This is a genomic window from Gammaproteobacteria bacterium (assembly GCA_021648145.1).
Classification (GTDB): Bacteria; Pseudomonadota; Gammaproteobacteria; order JAADGQ01; family JAADGQ01; genus S141-38.
This window is the reverse complement of record JAKITI010000010.1, coordinates 71,422-87,082: the sequence shown is the minus strand read 5'-3', so window position 1 is coordinate 87,082 and position 15,661 is coordinate 71,422. Positions and strand designations below refer to the sequence as shown.

19 protein-coding genes are annotated in these 15,661 nt (G+C 41.8%); 18 read left to right on the top strand and 1 reads right to left on the bottom strand.

Annotated features, from left to right (window positions below; all coding sequences use genetic code 11):
- Positions 1-32: 32 nt before the first annotated feature.
- The 6 genes from L3J70_08055 to kdsB all read left to right on the top strand — a co-directional run bounded on the left by L3J70_08055 (position 33) and on the right by kdsB (position 5,383).
- Positions 33-2,327 carry a DNA internalization-related competence protein ComEC/Rec2 gene (locus L3J70_08055; GenBank protein MCF6236308.1) on the top strand — a complete coding sequence of 765 codons (2,295 nt, stop codon included), beginning with the start codon at positions 33-35 and terminating at the stop codon, positions 2,325-2,327.
- Positions 2,328-2,404: 77 nt separating this feature from the next.
- The gene (locus L3J70_08050; protein ID MCF6236307.1) at positions 2,405-3,031 is read left to right on the top strand and encodes a MotA/TolQ/ExbB proton channel family protein; all 627 of its coding nucleotides are present in this window, start codon (positions 2,405-2,407) and stop codon (positions 3,029-3,031) included.
- Entirely contained in the window at positions 3,028-3,441 is a 414-nt protein-coding gene (locus tag L3J70_08045; GenBank protein ID MCF6236306.1) for a biopolymer transporter ExbD, read from the top strand. The genes L3J70_08050 and L3J70_08045 overlap by 4 nt, the downstream gene beginning before the upstream one ends.
- On the top strand, positions 3,419-4,447 hold the full coding sequence (gene lpxK, locus L3J70_08040) for a tetraacyldisaccharide 4'-kinase (protein MCF6236305.1): 1,029 nt from the start codon (positions 3,419-3,421) through the stop codon (positions 4,445-4,447). Before L3J70_08045 ends, lpxK begins: the two co-directional genes overlap by 23 nt.
- Complete coding sequence (locus L3J70_08035) at positions 4,440-4,619, top strand: Trm112 family protein (GenBank protein MCF6236304.1); 180 nt, start codon at positions 4,440-4,442, stop codon at positions 4,617-4,619. The genes lpxK and L3J70_08035 overlap by 8 nt, the downstream gene beginning before the upstream one ends.
- Complete coding sequence (gene kdsB / locus L3J70_08030; protein MCF6236303.1) at positions 4,619-5,383, top strand: 3-deoxy-manno-octulosonate cytidylyltransferase; 765 nt, start codon at positions 4,619-4,621, stop codon at positions 5,381-5,383. Before L3J70_08035 ends, kdsB begins: the two co-directional genes overlap by 1 nt.
- Here kdsB and L3J70_08025 read toward each other — a convergent pair whose 3' ends face one another.
- Positions 5,384-5,647, bottom strand: coding sequence for a hypothetical protein (locus L3J70_08025; protein ID MCF6236302.1), 264 nt, complete (start codon positions 5,645-5,647; stop codon positions 5,384-5,386). It abuts the gene before it with no gap.
- Positions 5,648-5,758: 111 nt separating this feature from the next.
- Between L3J70_08025 and L3J70_08020 the strand changes: the two genes are divergently transcribed.
- The 12 genes from L3J70_08020 (at position 5,759) to L3J70_07965 (ending at position 15,645) form a co-directional block, all read left to right on the top strand.
- Positions 5,759-6,208: a low molecular weight phosphotyrosine protein phosphatase gene (locus tag L3J70_08020; GenBank protein MCF6236301.1), complete on the top strand. Its 450-nt coding sequence runs from the start codon at positions 5,759-5,761 to the stop codon at positions 6,206-6,208.
- A 121-nt stretch (positions 6,209-6,329) separates the two neighbouring features.
- Positions 6,330-7,667 carry a trypsin-like peptidase domain-containing protein gene (locus L3J70_08015; protein MCF6236300.1) on the top strand — a complete coding sequence of 446 codons (1,338 nt, stop codon included), beginning with the start codon at positions 6,330-6,332 and terminating at the stop codon, positions 7,665-7,667.
- Between the two features lie 126 nt (positions 7,668-7,793).
- The gene (locus L3J70_08010; protein ID MCF6236299.1) at positions 7,794-8,366 is read left to right on the top strand and encodes a hypothetical protein; all 573 of its coding nucleotides are present in this window, start codon (positions 7,794-7,796) and stop codon (positions 8,364-8,366) included.
- Between the two features lie 241 nt (positions 8,367-8,607).
- Positions 8,608-9,036: a hypothetical protein gene (locus L3J70_08005; GenBank protein ID MCF6236298.1), complete on the top strand. Its 429-nt coding sequence runs from the start codon at positions 8,608-8,610 to the stop codon at positions 9,034-9,036.
- 34 nt (positions 9,037-9,070) lie between these two features.
- On the top strand, positions 9,071-9,736 hold the full coding sequence (locus tag L3J70_08000) for a C39 family peptidase (protein MCF6236297.1): 666 nt from the start codon (positions 9,071-9,073) through the stop codon (positions 9,734-9,736).
- Positions 9,737-9,785: 49 nt separating this feature from the next.
- The gene (locus L3J70_07995) at positions 9,786-10,703 is read left to right on the top strand and encodes a hypothetical protein (protein MCF6236296.1); all 918 of its coding nucleotides are present in this window, start codon (positions 9,786-9,788) and stop codon (positions 10,701-10,703) included.
- Positions 10,704-10,735: 32 nt separating this feature from the next.
- Entirely contained in the window at positions 10,736-11,599 is an 864-nt protein-coding gene (locus L3J70_07990) for a hypothetical protein (GenBank protein ID MCF6236295.1), read from the top strand.
- Between the two features lie 148 nt (positions 11,600-11,747).
- Positions 11,748-12,146 (top strand): flagellar basal body rod protein FlgB, encoded by a 399-nt coding sequence (flgB, locus tag L3J70_07985; GenBank protein MCF6236294.1) that lies wholly within the window; start codon positions 11,748-11,750, stop codon positions 12,144-12,146.
- A gap of 2 nt (positions 12,147-12,148) precedes the next feature.
- Positions 12,149-12,556, top strand: coding sequence for a flagellar basal body rod protein FlgC (gene flgC, locus L3J70_07980; GenBank protein ID MCF6236293.1), 408 nt, complete (start codon positions 12,149-12,151; stop codon positions 12,554-12,556).
- Positions 12,557-12,571: 15 nt separating this feature from the next.
- Positions 12,572-13,240: a flagellar hook assembly protein FlgD gene (locus L3J70_07975; GenBank protein MCF6236292.1), complete on the top strand. Its 669-nt coding sequence runs from the start codon at positions 12,572-12,574 to the stop codon at positions 13,238-13,240.
- Positions 13,241-13,254: 14 nt separating this feature from the next.
- Positions 13,255-14,868 carry a flagellar hook protein FlgE gene (locus L3J70_07970; GenBank protein ID MCF6236291.1) on the top strand — a complete coding sequence of 538 codons (1,614 nt, stop codon included), beginning with the start codon at positions 13,255-13,257 and terminating at the stop codon, positions 14,866-14,868.
- 33 nt (positions 14,869-14,901) lie between these two features.
- On the top strand, positions 14,902-15,645 hold the full coding sequence (locus L3J70_07965; protein MCF6236290.1) for a flagellar basal body rod protein FlgF: 744 nt from the start codon (positions 14,902-14,904) through the stop codon (positions 15,643-15,645).
- The last annotated feature ends 16 nt before the right edge of the window (positions 15,646-15,661 follow it).

Genomic DNA, 15,661 nt, shown 5'->3' with positions numbered 1-15,661 from the left:
CGTTAGAATAACAAAAAATTATAGGTGTTTGTATGCGCTCAGGGACGATCGCATTTTTATCAGGAATTTTACTATTACAGCAGCTTGATCAGTTGCCTGACAGTCTTTGGTGTGGGCTGTTGCTTTTGATCATTCCAGTGATATTCATCATACCACCGATTTTGAGAGTTGTTTCATATTTTTTTTGTGGTTTTTTGTGGGCATTATTGTACTCAACCATGATATTTTCCAGTCACTTGAATGAGTCACTGGAAGGTAAAAATCTTGTTGTTGAGGGATATATTTCATCACTGCCAAAGGTTCATGAACGGAGCACTCAGTTTGAGTTTGATGTGACTGATCTGATGTTTCAAAACCGATCACAATCACTGTCTGGCAAAATTTTGCTCACTTGGTACAACACCGCACCACAGCTTCAACCAGGAGATCAGTGGCGCTTTGTTGTTCGTTTGAAAAGACCGCATGGTTTTATGAATCCGGGAGGCTTTGATTACGAACGCTGGTTATTTCAGAAAGAGATACGAGCCAGGGGCTATATCAGAGAGAGCTCTGTAAACCAGCGAATCACATTCCAGGTAAGTGATTACCCTTTGCAGCGATTTCGCTACTATCTTGCAGACTCTATTTTATCTGTGCTGAGTGATAGCCCGTATAGAGGGATTGTTATGGCGCTTGCTATTGGTGAGCGCCAACATATCTCAGAGGAACAATGGCAAGTGTTCACAGATACAGGAACAAATCATTTGATGGCGATATCTGGGTTGCATGTAGGAATGGTATCGGCACTCCTGTTTTTTGTTGTCAGGTATTTGTGGGGGAATTTTGGTTATTTGTCTCTGCGCTTTCCTGCTCCCAAAGCTGCGGCCACTGCGGCTATTATTGGAGCCTTTTGTTACGCAGCACTTGCAGGATTTTCTGTGCCTACTCAACGAGCCTTCATTATGCTTCTTGTTGTAATGCTGTGTGTCATCTGGCAGCGCCAACGTGCAGCCAGTGAGGTGTTATCACTATCATTGTTAGCCGTACTATTATTTGATCCAAACTCTGTTTTATCCGCTGGATTTTGGCTCTCTTTTGGAGCCGTCGGCATTATTTTATTTGCTATGAATGGACGTATTGGAAAGCCTGGAGTATGGCAAAAGTGGGGTTACATTCATGTGGTTGTGGGTGTGGGGCTGACTCCAATGCTATTGCTGTTATTCCAGAAGGTGGCACTGCTTTCACCTTTAGCTAATTTTGTAGCCGTACCCTGGGTCAGTGGAATCACGGTTCCATTAACATTGCTAGGAACCATCACAGTAGCTGTGATTCCTTTTGCGGGGGAAGTATTACTTAAATTGGCGGATATTTCCCTCTCTTTGATCTGGCCATTTTTAGCTTATATTGCCTCTATTGATGCAATGCTTTGGAATCAGCATGAACCTCCTTTATGGAGTATTCTTCTTGGGATTGTGGGTATTTTATGGTTACTCATTCCTATGGGATCGCCCGCTCGCTGGTTGGGTCTCATATGGTTAATGCCCATTTTTCTGGTTAAGCCCGCTTCGCCTGAAAATGGTGAAGTATGGTTTACTGTGCTTGATGTAGGGCAGGGGCTTTCTGCGGTTGTGCGCACTAAAAACCATACTCTTGTGTATGATTTTGGCCCTCGATTTAATCAGCGGTTTGATACGGGTAAAGCTGTTGTTGTCCCTTTTATGAAAAATCTGGGCGTTGAGAAAATTGATACCTTGATTGTGAGCCATGGTGATAATGATCATATTGGAGGGTTAAACTCTGTATTAGATCAGTTTCAAGCCCATCGTATTTTAACGAGCACACCAGAAGAGATCGCATATGATCACACAGAGCATTGTCGAACTGGGCAGCGATGGCAATGGGATGATGTCTCCTTTCAAATAATTCATCCCGATAAAAATTCACTATTTTCAGGCAATAATGGCTCTTGTGTGCTTCGTATTGAAAATAAGTGGGGGTATCGTATTCTGATTACAGGTGATATTGAAAAAAAAGCGGAAGCCTACTTAGTCAAGTATTATGCGGTTGAATTACCCTCACACATATTGGTTGCACCACATCATGGCAGTAAAACTTCATCAACTCAGTCGTTTATTGATGTAATTAATCCTGAATATGTTGTTTTTCCTGTTGGTTATAGAAACCGGTGGGGCTTTCCAAAAGAGTCTGTAGTGGGGCGTTATCAAATATTAGGTGCTCAAATGTTTGATTCTGCCTCACATGGTGCGGTTACCTTCAGGACGGGAAAACTAAAAAATAGCGTGGAAACTTATCGTCAATCAGGACAGCGTTACTGGCATGTTAAATAGGGATGTTGTTGCAATAGAAAATCCAGTATTATCTATTCTTTCATGTTATGTAAATAATCTCGAGGCCAAAATAAGATATGTTTGAACTCATCCAGTCCGGCGGTTGGTTAATGGTGCCAATCATACTTTGCTCTGTGATCGCTTTTGCCATCATTTGTGAACGTTTCTGGGCATTACAAAAGAAGCGCATTTGCCCCAAAGAGTTAGTACCTCAAATTCTAAAGCTCGCGAAAGATGATCAGCTTCATGAGCGACGTATCAGTGAAATACGGATACTTTCTCCGCTAGGTCGTGTTTTAGCATCTGGCTTATCCAATCTTAAACATAGCCGTGAGGTTATGAAGGAGAGTATCGAAGATACAGGTCGTCATGTTGTGCTTGAGATGGAGCGCTTTTTGAATACATTGGGTACCATTGCGGCAATTACACCACTGTTAGGGTTGCTTGGCACGGTGATTGGTATGATCAAGGTGTTTACAGCGATTACAGAGCAAGGTACAGGTAATCCAGCCGTACTGGCCGGAGGGATTTCAGAGGCGTTGATTACAACTGCCGCTGGTTTAACTGTAGCGATTCCCACACTGATTTTTCATCGCTATTTTCAAAGGCGTGTTGATGAGTTGGTTTGTACAATGGAGCAAGAGTCGATCAAAATGGTAGAAATTCTCCATGGCGAACGTGATATTGAGGAGAATCAACGGTGAACCTGCGCCAGTTCCGTCGAAAATCACTTGATATTAATTTAACGCCATTGATTGATGTTGTTTTTTTACTGCTAATATTTTTTATGGTATCAACAACGTTTAATCGAGAAACTGAAATTTCTGTTGACCTTCCAGATGCCACTGAGACAACATTGCCCACGGATGAACAATCTATTGAAATAACAATCAGTGAAGATGGTCGATACTATATAAATCAACAACTTGTAATTAATACGCAAGTTAAAACATTAAGGTCAGCTTTAACAAAAGTATTAGGTGATCGAAAAAGCTCACATTTAACAATTATTGCCGATGCTAAAACACCTCATCAATCCGTAGTCACTGCGATGGATGTGGCGCGCCAGTTGGGATTGGTACACATCTCAATTGCAACGCAGCAAACAAAATAATGCGGTGAACCCTCTTTGGTACAGCAAAAGTTGGATTCTCTGGTTATTACTACCCATATCACTGATTTTTTGGGGGGTATCAACGATACGCCGTGCTTTGTATCGCACTGGGATTTTCAAGGTCTCGCACTTTCCTGTTCCAGTGATTATTGTTGGAAATATTACGGTCGGTGGTACAGGTAAAACACCACTGGTTATCTGGCTTGTCCAGTATTTGAAAAAACAAGGGTATTCACCCGGTATTGTCAGTCGGGGTTATGGAGGAACGAAGAGTCACGAATCTCGTGCTGTTACGGTTCACTCGGATCCTGCTGCTGTTGGAGATGAACCATGGTTACTTGCACACCGTTGCCAATGTCCTGTTGTTGTCAATCGAAACCGTCCTTTGGCTGTGGAATATCTTTTAGGCAATTATAAGTGTGATATTGTTATCAGTGATGATGGCTTGCAGCATTACGCATTAGCACGAGATATTGAAATTGTTGTTGTGGATGGGGAACGTCGTTTTGGAAATTCTTTTTGTCTACCGGCGGGGCCACTACGAGAAATTAAGAGTCGCCTGAAACAGGTTGATTTAATTGTAAATAATGGCGGGCCAGTTAAAGGTTGTGAGCATTTAATGCGGCTTGATGGCGTTGAAGTGTGTGCTGTAAAAAATAGTGACCCTATCGTGCGACATCCACTCTCTTTTTTAAAGGGTCAAACAGTACATGCTGTTGCTGGCATTGGTTATCCGTCACGCTTTTTTAAGTATTTAAAAAGCTTTGGGTTGGCTATTGTTGAACATCCATTTCCCGATCATCACAGTTTTATGGAGAGTGACTTTGAATTTGAAAATCACTCTTCACCAATATTGATGACAGAAAAAGATGCAATGAAATGTCAAAAATTTGCAAAGGATAATTATTGGTATTTACCTGTAAATGCTTTTATGAAGCATGAATTTAGTCTACATTTAAATCATTTACTCACAAACGTATTGAAGAATAAGAAAGCTCATGGATAAAAAACTATTAGATATTCTCGTTTGCCCTGTATGTAAAGGGCCAATTTTATATAAAAAAGAGGCGAATGAACTGGTGTGCAAAGCATGCAGACTTGCTTACTCAATTCAGGATGATATTCCAGTTATGCTAGAAACCGAAGCGCGCCAACTTGATGCTGATGAAGAAGTTTAATGAGGTTTCGAGTTGTTATTCCGGCACGTTATGCATCTCAGCGGCTGCCAGGTAAGCCACTACTCGATATTGCAGGGAAAAGCATGATTCAGCATGTTTATGAGCGAGCCATTGCTTCAGGCGCTGATGATGTCATTATCGCTACAGATGATAGGCGAGTTTACCTGGCGGCTCAAAGATTTGATGCCCATGTTGTGATGACTTCTGATCAGCACCACTCTGGTACAGATCGTTTATCAGAAGTGGCTCGAAACCTGAAGTTTTCAAACGATGACATTGTGGTCAATTTGCAAGGGGATGAGCCATTGATGCCTGCAAGTTTGGTGCGCCAGGTCGCGAAAAATCTTGCCACTCATCATCAGGCCAGTATTGCGACCTTATGTGAACGGATCAAATGTGCATCAGAGTTGTTTGATCCACATGTAGTAAAAGTTGTTATGGATCACGATGGCTATGCACTCTATTTTAGTCGTGCGTCCATTCCATGGGATAGAGATGCCTTTTCAATATCAACTGAGGTATTACCTGAGCGCTCTGAGCACTATAGGCATATCGGGCTTTATGCATATCGAGCGGGTTTTTTAGAAAAATTTGTGAGGTGCGCACCCTGTCCTTTAGAAAAAATGGAGTCTTTAGAACAACTTAGGGCGTTATGGTTAGGTGAAAAGATACATGTGGCTGAAGTGCAGGAACATCCCGGCCATGGTGTGGATACTGAAGAAGATCTGGAGCGGTTACGAAAATTATTTCGTAACTGTTCCTAATCAATAATTTAATTTCAGCTCTATAAATTCAGAGCTTAATTCAGTTTTTTCTGCATTGGTGTAAACAGGTAGCGTGATCGTACTTGGAACACGTCGATGTGCCTCTCCATGTTGATCAGGCTGAATAATTCCAGGTTGTTGTGTGGATTTGAGCACTAACGCAGCTTCATCTTCCAGCACTTCAATAATAACATGCTCTTGATCTTGCCAATTGATATGAGTGCCAATCAACGATCGAAGTTGATGTGTCGAAACTGTTTTCATCTGTTTATAATATCATGTGCACGTTCATTAAGTATTAATTATAATCGGCATATAAATCAATCTATATAGTTTTTAAGTGGGGCCTCAGTGGTTAAAGTTCTTTTTGTTTGTATGGGAAATATATGTCGTTCACCAACGGCTGAAGGTATGTTTCAAAAATTGGTTAATCAATATGGGTTGTCGAACTCTCTTGAGATTGATTCAGCAGGCACTCATGCATATCATATTGCAGAGAGTCCTGATCGCAGAGCGCAGGTGGCTTCAGCAAAACGTAAAGCAGATATCAGTGCTTATCGTGCTAGGCGAGTCGAAGAGAGAGACTTCGAATACTTTGATTATATTCTGGCCATGGATAGAGAAAATCTGGACAATTTAATCGAAGCCGCTCCATCTGAGTATCAAAATAAAATAGAGCTGTTTTTAGACTATGCCCCCGATCTGTCTGAAAAAGAAGTTCCTGACCCTTACTATGGGGGGCAGTCTGGATTCGAGCGGGTTCTCGACCTTGTTGAAGTGGCTTCAGAGGGGTTGTTGAGTAAAATTATACTGAAGGATTTTTAAATTTTTTGAATTCAAGCCATAAGTTGCCACTATTTTATTCATAAAAATTATGAGTATTTTTTGATGAATCTGGTAGCATCAATAACTGAATTTTTCTTTGTCATATTTGTGGAGACTGAACATGAATAAAAATCTATTTTCTCTTCTCATACCTGTAGTGCCTGTTTTATTTTTGAGTGCATGTATTGATGAGGAGGTATCAAAGGCTAATCTCGAAAAAGCGTCTGTAAAGATACAACAAATAGCCGAAGATGGTGAAGTTATAGATCTTGGTAGTGGTTTTTTCATCGGTGATGAGGGGTATATCGTTACAAATAACCATGTAGTCGCAGGTGTAAGCACGTTAGAAATATCTGGCTCCGGGTTTACAGGATTAGCAACTCATGTGGCTGCCAATGAATGTGCTGATTTGGCCGTAATAAAACTCGTAGAAGCTGATTCCTCTTCTTATGCAGGGTTGGAGTGGTATCAAGGAACTCCGCAGATTGGAACAAAAATAGGAACTGGTGGTTTTCCTGCAAATACTCAAAGCAGCCATAGTGAAGGTAGCTATACTTACTTTGAAGGGATAATTAATACAAACCCAAAACCATTTGGTTTTCCCTTGCACCCTGTTGATGCATTTATTCATGATGCAGCAATCTCTCCAGGCAGTTCCGGTGGCGCTGTTATTGAACTGCAAACAGGAAAAGTTGTTGGTGTTAATTTTGGGGGTTTAGAGGATAACAATCGTAAAGCTGCAATTTCGTTAGATATTGCGAGAATAAATGTTGAAAAAATGATCTTGGGTGAAGATGTTCCCTCAATCGGAATCTTTGGAAGATTCGCATCTATAGATAATAATACGGGGGTTCGCGTCGTAGCAATAAACAGTGATAGTAAAGCTGAGGCAACAGGTATTAGGCCAGACGACCTGATTGTTAAAGCTGGAGATACAGACTTAGATGATGGTAGTAATGCATTACTACCATACTGCGAAGTTTTGCAAACACATACTGATAATAACCCTGATAATATTTTATCCATAGAAATTTATCGTCCAGATATTGGAGAATTTTGTGTTGGAGAGATCAATGGTGAGGAGTTGACGCTTAAAGATGACAGCAGTCAATCTTGCCCACTGGAATCTATTAAACCATCATCATCAGGTGAAAATACTATTTCGGGAGAGCTTGATTCAGATGATTTTCAGTCAGATTCTGGGGAATACATAGATCATTTTGATGTGATAGCACAAGAATCAGGGATGGCGATGGTTACAGTAGATTCATTAATTAATGGAATTACTATAGGTATAATAAGGGATAGGGATAGTCGAATTATTGATAATGTAAGTGGGAAAGAGTTTGACGTTGTTAGTGGAGAATTATTTCGTATGATTGTGTTCGGTGACTCAGATGAAACGGGTTCCTATGAATTAACACTGAATAATTTGAAATTATCGAAGGAACTTAAATAGGCACTGCTAATTTAGTATAGCTCTGATGCAACAAATTAAAGTGTTGCAATTTTAATTTTTGTGTGTTTACATTGAACTGTAAAAAATATTGACACACTTGTTGAATAATAAAAACAAGAAGATAATATGACATGCAGAATATCAAAGCTCAAAGTCCAGGCAGTAATTTTTCTACTGTGTTCACTGGTGATTCCTACGGCCTATGCAGACCTGCCACTGACCATTGAAGATTTACTCACAGAAGAGCGCCGCTGGCGTGTTGACTTCAATCTAACCTACTCCAACAGTGATCGAAAAAGATCGGATGCCCGTTATGGGCTGATTCAAGTCGGTCAAAATCAATCAATTTCTATTCCATTAAATGTGGGTGATGCCCGAACCAATTCAGACATATTAGCCATGACCGCTGGCGTGCGTTACGGATTAACACTGGATACTGAGCTATACAGCCGCATCACTGGCATCGCAGAAGATCGTCGTAAATTTAATGTCGATGGGTTTTCAAGTACAACCAGCACCCGCCCCACGGATCTGTGGTTTGGTGTGAATCACCGCTTTTCAAATGATAATAATACCCCAGCACTGCTGGGCTTTTCCGAATTGGCACTGGCTGAAAATGTTGCATTTGAAGGGGAAGATATCGTCTTTGGAAAATCATTGTTACTGGGGATAACCACTTACCGCGCAATAGACCCATAATATCTTTATTTATACAAACAATAGAAGATACTGAACGCAAGGATAATAAATTACGTTAATTTAAACAATCGGCATCACCCATTAGCACGTAGGTTGGGATGAACTTGTGAGCCCTAACGTGAACAAAGCCACACCATATTAATCTATATATAATATTTTTTTATAGATATGTAGTTAAAAAATATTGGTCGTAGTAGGATTTAGTTGCTCCGATTATACAAATTCAGGAGGTAACAATAATATGAAAGATGATATTACATTTAGAGCGGCTTATGGCATTTTATTAATTCACGGGTTGGCATTTTACACGATATTGGTATTGATTACTGATGGTTTAAATGTGGATGTTAAGGCTTATTTTTTTAGTGCAATTTTACCTGCCATTGGCACTTTTGCAATGATTCGTTATTTTAAAATTATAGTCACAAAAGAAGGAGTTAGTTCTTATGATTTCTGGGGGAGATCCCGTTTTGTTGAGTGGAATAATATTACCCAGATTAATCCTGTAAGAATAATTGGCCTTAAATACATTAGAGTCGTTTACTCAACAGGAAAGCAACCACTATGGATGCCACTATTCTTGGATGACGTAATTCTATTCAAAAAAGAAGTTAAAAAAAGGGTAGAAAGTAGCAATCCACTAATAGAATATTTAGAGCGTCATGTTTGATTATCCAAGCACTTAACATGATTAATTTGAAAAAATGATAATAAATATTAAACAAACAGTTCTGTTGATCTTGATGAGTCTGGCAATAAATACCGCCAACGCAGCCAATGTGATGTTAACAAACAATGCCTACGGCACCGAAGTTTCGGTTAAAAGCTGGAAAGAATTACGGGATCAGCATATTGTTAAACAGGATTTGGATTATTCATGCGGAGCGGCATCGGCGGCGACAATTCTGAATGGGTTTTATGGTTTGAATGTCACCGAAAAAGAGTTGCTGGACTTGATCAAGCATGAGCATGGTGATGATGGCGCGGCCTCTTTTCAGGATTTAGCGGAAGCGGTGAATGACTATGGCATGAAAGGCATGGGCTTGGCGCTCGGTTTTGAAGAGCTGAAAAAGCTTAAAGTCCCCGCGATTGCCTATATGAAATATCGTGATAATGACCACTTCTCAGTGATACGCGGAGTCAGTGAAAATGGCACGGTTTTATTGGGTGACCCTTCATGGGGAAATCGCAAATTTACCCAACATCAATTCCTCTCCATGTGGGAAACACGCGATGATGATCAGTTAAAAGGAAAAATCCTGCTGATTCTACCTGATGGGGCGGATACCGATTTAATTCAGCGTGAATTTTTCGGGCTATCAGATGAATCCAATTTGGCGATTGAACTTCTGACCACCGATCGAATCTAGTTAAAAATATTTTGGAAATAATAACAACACATTAAGGAGTCTCTTTGTCATGTCGAAACGTCTATCTAGCGGAATTTTTATTGCTACTGTGATGCTCGCGGGGTGTGCTCAAACCCCGACTGAAAATTCATCTTCTCACGCTCATCATACCTCTTCACAAGCGAAAGCAAGTTATGCGCTTGATGCGAAAGGCACCACAGAGCCACTCAGCCAAAAAGAGATCGTTGATCAAATCATGCTTGAATCAGGTCTGGATGAGATGATTGAGCAGATGCCTGCGATGATCACATCAATGAGTGCCAATCAGCCTCCGCCCCCCATGATAAAAATAGAGAACTATGAGAAGTTCAATGCTAATCTCATTCAGATATTCGAACCAGTTAAAACTCGAAAAATATTTAAAGATTATCTTGATGAGCATTATGATGCCAAGCGATATCCTGAATTTTTAGCCCTTTTGAAAACACCTTTGGCACAGGAAATGAAGGCTCTGGACTTAGCATCTCAAACACCCGAAGCACACCAAGAGATGATGGAAACAGGCGATTTACTGATGCGCGAAGCATCACCAGAGCGGCTTGAATTAGTACGCCAATTTGATGAAGCCACAGGTGCCACGGAAATGATGGTTGATATGCAGATGATTATAGCGGGAGCCATTCAACGTAATATGAATGAAATTATGCCCCCTGAACACCGCATGGCAGAAGCGCAACTTGAAGAGATGTTGGAGCAGGGGCGAATGCAATCCATGCTTCCTGCCCGGCAATATATGCAATTGAGTATGGTTTATTCGTACCGCTCTGTGGATGATGAAAAACTCAATGATTATTTTGATCTTCACCAGTCAGAAATTGGTCTTTGGGGCACTGAATTGGCTAAAGGTTCTATATTGAAATGGGCCGAAAGTATGGGTGAGGAGATGGCTGCGGTGATGGAAAAAACGTTTCTTGAGACGAATCAGTAATCCTGATGAGTCGATGAAAGGAGTGCCAGTTTATGTCTAGCCACCTGGTGACCGGTGTTTTGGTTGTTGTTGCGCTCATCGCAGGGTGCTCGCAAACGCCTGTACAAAATTTATCTTCAAAAAATATTCTACAATCATATAGTCAAACAGAAATGATTGATGAGATTATCCGTGAATCAGGTTGGGATGAAAGGCTTGAAATCATCGCTTCGACAGGCTCTAAAAAGAGCTCGGACAAGACAGATATTATGGTGAAAAAGGAGAAATATGAAAAGTTTGAGGCTAATATAGCTCAGGCTTTTGATGCCGTTGAAATTCGAAAAATATTCACCGACTCTCTTGAAGCCAATTATGATGCCAAGCAATTTTCCGAGTTGTTAGCCTGGCTGAAAACACCTTTGGTGCAGGAGATGATGGCCATGGAACTGGCGACACTGATGCCGCAAGCTCAATATGAAATGAGCTTGAGGGGGGATAAGATGATGCGTGAAGCATCACCCCTGCGGCTGGAGTGGATACGCCAAATGGATGAGGCCAGGAATTTAACGGAAGAGCAGGTTGATATGATCATGATGCAAAGAGCTATTATTCAGCGCCACAGAAATAAAGCAATGCCACCTGAATATCACCTGACCGAAGTGGAGCTGGAAAAAAAGTTGACACAGCAGCGCATGAAACTGATGTTACCGACACGGCAATCTATCCAGTTGGGCATGCTCTACGGGTATCGTTCGGTGGCTGATGATGATCTGAATCGTTACCTTAAAGCGTCTCAGTCGGAAATAAATCAGTGGGGAGCCGCTCTCTTTAAAAATGCCGCAATAATGGTTGTGGAAAATATTGGCACCCATAAGGCTGAAGTGATAAAAAAAACGTTTATTGAAATGAATCAATAATATTCTCATTGCCACATAGCGGCATTCCATTGCCGCGTCTGTTTTCAAACCAATCATAATATCATTGGTAACACTCTGTTTTTAATGAAAATCTAAGTTCTGGCACAATGTTTGCTCTGTTTATTCACAAATTAAACAGGAGACGGTGATGCCAAATAATATTAGTAGTGCTCTAGGACAATACGCTGACACGCTGGTATTACGTTCACGGCGTGCTGAAATCTTGGCTAACAATCTTGCAAATGCAGATACACCTGGCTTTAAAGCTCGGGATATGGATTTTGCCAGTGCTCTGAAAGATGCATCAAAAACAGCCATACAACTTAAAACGACCTCTTCCGGACATGTTTCAAGTGCTGCGTTAGCAACCTCAAATAGTGAGGATCTTATGTATCGAGTCCCGACTCAGCCTTCATTGGATGGCAATACGGTTGAAACGCACATTGAGCAGGCTGAATTTTCTAAAAATGCACTGAATTACCAAGCAACGCTCACGTTTTTGAATGGCCGTATTAATGGCCTTAAAGGAGCTCTTAAAGGGGAATAATCATGTCACTTCTAAATATTTTTAATATTTCAGGTTCGGGGATGAGTGCTCAATCTCATCGCTTGAATATTACGGCCAGTAACTTGGCCAATGCAGGCAATACGGCCGGTAAGGCTGAAGATGTTTATCGTGCAAAAGAGCCCGTATTTGAAGCTATGATGAATGAGTTTGATGATGAAAATGTCGGTGTGAGAATGACAAATATTCTTGAATCAAATGCTGAGGCATTGAAACGTTTTGAGCCGAATAATCCATTGGCCGATGAAGAGGGCTATGTTTATTCTTCAAATGTTAACGTCATTGAGCAGATGGCCAATATGATCTCCGCATCGAGATCTTACCAAAACAATATCGAAGTGATGAATACATCAAAGCAGTTGTTGATGAATACATTAAATATTGGCCGATAAATTTAGGTAGATAAAATGTCAACACATATTGATAACAATGTAGTCAGTCAGTTAGGCCTTGGGCAGCAGACTGAGAAGAAAAAAACAGAGCTGGGTCAAGGTGATTTTATGAGGCTCATGACATCACAGTTGAGCAATCAAGATCCATTAAAGCCTATGGATAATGGTGATTTTTTGTCTCAAATGGCACAGTTTAGTACGTCATCAGGAATTCAAACACTGAATGATTCTTTTAGTCAGTTGAGCAACTCACTCTATTCCAGTCAAGCACTACAGGCTTCCAGCTTGATTGGGCGCACCGTGCAGCTTCCGGGTAATACCGCTTATATGGAAAAGCAAGGTGGATTTAATGGTGCTCTGGAGTTACCTGTAAGCAGCTCAGAAGTTCAAGTTACGATCTCGGATTTAGGTGGCAATGTGGTGAAACAGATCAACTTAGGTGCACAGGAGTCTGGGCAAGTTGGATTCAACTGGGATGGAACCGGCAGTGATGGAGAAGCGTTAATGCCTGGAAAATATAACGTGACGGCTCAAGCGGTGATTGATGGAAAAGATCAGGCATTAAACACAGTGATTGAAGCAAAAGTTGAAAGTGTCACATTAGGCAGCGGTAGTAGCGGGCTTATGGTGAATTTAGCAGGCTTAGGTGCGGCTGCTTTTAATGAAGTCAAACAGATCAAGTAACAAGGAGAAGTATTATGCCATTTCGTATTGCTTTAAGTGGATTAAATGCCGCTTCAACAGACCTTCGAGTAATTGGTAATAATGTTGCCAATGCCAGTACAACGGGGTTTAAACAATCTCGGACTGAATTTTCAGATATCTATGCCACATCTAATCTGGGTACAGCGTCCGATGCTGTGGGGAGCGGGGTGAAAGTATCGAATGTTGCCCAGCAATTTTCCCAGGGTAATACTGAATTTACCAACAATGCACTTGATCTGGCGATCAGTGGCCAAGGGTTTTTCAGGCTGGATGATAATGGCACGATTATGTACAGCCGTGCGGGTGCATTTGGTGTAGACAATGATGGCTTTATTGTGAACAGCTCAGATCAAAAACTAACGGGCTATATGGTGGACGATATCGGTAACGTAACAGGGGCACAAGGCAGTATTCAGCTCCGTACTGATGATCTTTCTCCCAGAGCGACGACTTCTGTAGATTTGGGTCTGAACTTAAATGCAGATGCTGAGGTGCCTGGCGCGGCGGTGACCTCCTCTGCCATTCAGTTTGGAGGTGCAATATTGGATACCAATGATTCACCTTACACAACAGGTGATTTTAGTATTTTTGATAGTTATGGCAATGAAGTAAATGACGCAACTTTACAATTTACCTCTGTTGGCGGCACAAACTGGGATGTTGAACTGCTCGTTGGAGGTGCACAGACTCTGCCGCCGACAATAGCAACGGGTGTGAATGTAGGAACCGATGTTGCCACGCTGAGCTGGGATCCTGATGGTGCGGCGAACCAGCCCGCAATTCCAATCACAATTGATACCACTGGGCTGATTTCACAAGCAGTAGGGGCAGGTGCTTCTGATATTACTGCGTTGTCTGATGGCGCAGTACAACGTGAATTTTCTGTCACTGATGCAACAAGTTATAACCGCTCAACATCATTGACTGTATTTGACTCTTTAGGTGCAAGCCAACTGGCCTCTTTTTATTATCGAAAAACAGAAGTTCCAGGTGAATGGGAAAGCTATACATTTATTAATGGCACTCAAATTCCAGGAGCTCAGGCGAATGGTTCGGATTTAATTAACTTTTCAACGGGTGGAAAGCTATTGTCCATTAATGGTGTGCCGGCACCTCCTTCATCAATTAGTACAGCGGATTATAGTCCTGGAGGCGGTGCAGAAAGTATGTCGTTAACGCTTGATTATGCGAGGCTGACTCAATATGGCGGTGGTTTTAATGTCAATGAACTCTCTCAAGATGGCTTCACCACAGGGCGTTTGAGTGGTATTGATATTGATGATACCGGAATGGTTCTGGCGCGTTTTAGCAATGGCCAGACACGGGTAGAAGCGCAGGTGGCATTAGCCAACTTTCGCAACCCACAGGGTCTACGTTCATTGGGTGATACTTCCTGGGCCGAAAGTTTCGATTCGGGGGCTCCACTTGTCGGTTCACCAGGCTCATCCAGTTTAGGTCTGGTTCAATCTGGAGCCTTGGAAGGGTCGAATGTTGACCTGACAGAGCAGCTAGTCAATATGATTACAGCACAGCGAAATTTTCAGGCAAACTCCCAAGTGATCTCGACCGCAGATACGATCACTCAAACGATTATTAATATTCGCTAGTGAATATTAATTTTATAAGTTTGGAGGCATAACATGGATCGAATGCTTTACATTGCGATGTCCGGTGCGAAACAGACCATGCGCTCGCAAGCCGTGAATGCACATAATCTCGCCAACGCTAATACGGCTGGATTTCGTGCAGATATGGAAGCTTTTTCAGGGAAGGCGCTCTCGGGTTCTGGCTGGCCAACGCGCACTTATACTTCAGACAGAAGTACCGGCATAGATTTTACACCAGGCGCAGTGGTGAGTACGGGTCGAGAGCTGGATGTTGCGATTGAAGATTATGGCTTTATCGCGGTGCAAACACCGGATGGTGGAGAAGCTTATACCCGTGCGGGTGATCTGCGTATTGCCAGTGGTGGTGTTGTTACAACGGGTGCGGGTTATCCGGTCAAAGGTAATAACGGAATCATTGCACTGCCGCCTGCTGAAAAAATTGAATTAGGAGCCGATGGTACATTTACAATGTTACCGCTCGGCCAATCTTCTGCGGCACTGGCGGTTGTTGATCGTATCAAGCTGGTTAATCCGCCGTTAGAAGATCTGGTCAAAGGAAAAGATGGTCTTTTACGCTTAAGAGATAACAGTGCAGCTCCGCCAGATGCAAATGTTCGTTTAGTCTCAGGTCACCTAGAAAGCAGTAATGTGAACTCGGTGGACTCAATGATCAAAATGATTTCACTCTCTCGCCAGTTTGAAATGCAGATAAAAATGATGAAAACCACGGAAGATAATGATAAAGCATCCGCTGCGTTATTGCGTTTGCAAGGCTAATTAAGCCGTATCAATA

Excerpts from the sequence above, each read along its gene's own strand:
- L3J70_08055 (MCF6236308.1), top strand. The coding sequence starts at position 33 with ATGCGCTCAGGGACGATCGCATTTTTATCAGGAATTTTACTATTACAG.
- L3J70_08050 (MCF6236307.1), top strand. The coding sequence starts at position 2,405 with ATGTTTGAACTCATCCAGTCCGGCGGTTGGTTAATGGTGCCAATCATA.
- L3J70_08035 (MCF6236304.1), top strand. The coding sequence starts at position 4,440 with ATGGATAAAAAACTATTAGATATTCTCGTTTGCCCTGTATGTAAAGGG.
- kdsB (MCF6236303.1), top strand. The coding sequence starts at position 4,619 with ATGAGGTTTCGAGTTGTTATTCCGGCACGTTATGCATCTCAGCGGCTG.
- L3J70_08025 (MCF6236302.1), bottom strand. The coding sequence starts at position 5,647 with ATGAAAACAGTTTCGACACATCAACTTCGATCGTTGATTGGCACTCAT.
- L3J70_08020 (MCF6236301.1), top strand. The coding sequence starts at position 5,759 with ATGGGAAATATATGTCGTTCACCAACGGCTGAAGGTATGTTTCAAAAA.
- L3J70_08015 (MCF6236300.1), top strand. The coding sequence starts at position 6,330 with ATGAATAAAAATCTATTTTCTCTTCTCATACCTGTAGTGCCTGTTTTA.
- L3J70_08010 (MCF6236299.1), top strand. The coding sequence starts at position 7,794 with ATGACATGCAGAATATCAAAGCTCAAAGTCCAGGCAGTAATTTTTCTA.
- L3J70_08005 (MCF6236298.1), top strand. The coding sequence starts at position 8,608 with ATGAAAGATGATATTACATTTAGAGCGGCTTATGGCATTTTATTAATT.
- L3J70_08000 (MCF6236297.1), top strand. The coding sequence starts at position 9,071 with ATGATAATAAATATTAAACAAACAGTTCTGTTGATCTTGATGAGTCTG.
- L3J70_07995 (MCF6236296.1), top strand. The coding sequence starts at position 9,786 with ATGTCGAAACGTCTATCTAGCGGAATTTTTATTGCTACTGTGATGCTC.
- L3J70_07990 (MCF6236295.1), top strand. The coding sequence starts at position 10,736 with ATGTCTAGCCACCTGGTGACCGGTGTTTTGGTTGTTGTTGCGCTCATC.
- flgB (MCF6236294.1), top strand. The coding sequence starts at position 11,748 with ATGCCAAATAATATTAGTAGTGCTCTAGGACAATACGCTGACACGCTG.
- flgC (MCF6236293.1), top strand. The coding sequence starts at position 12,149 with ATGTCACTTCTAAATATTTTTAATATTTCAGGTTCGGGGATGAGTGCT.
- L3J70_07975 (MCF6236292.1), top strand. The coding sequence starts at position 12,572 with ATGTCAACACATATTGATAACAATGTAGTCAGTCAGTTAGGCCTTGGG.
- L3J70_07970 (MCF6236291.1), top strand. The coding sequence starts at position 13,255 with ATGCCATTTCGTATTGCTTTAAGTGGATTAAATGCCGCTTCAACAGAC.
- L3J70_07965 (MCF6236290.1), top strand. The coding sequence starts at position 14,902 with ATGGATCGAATGCTTTACATTGCGATGTCCGGTGCGAAACAGACCATG.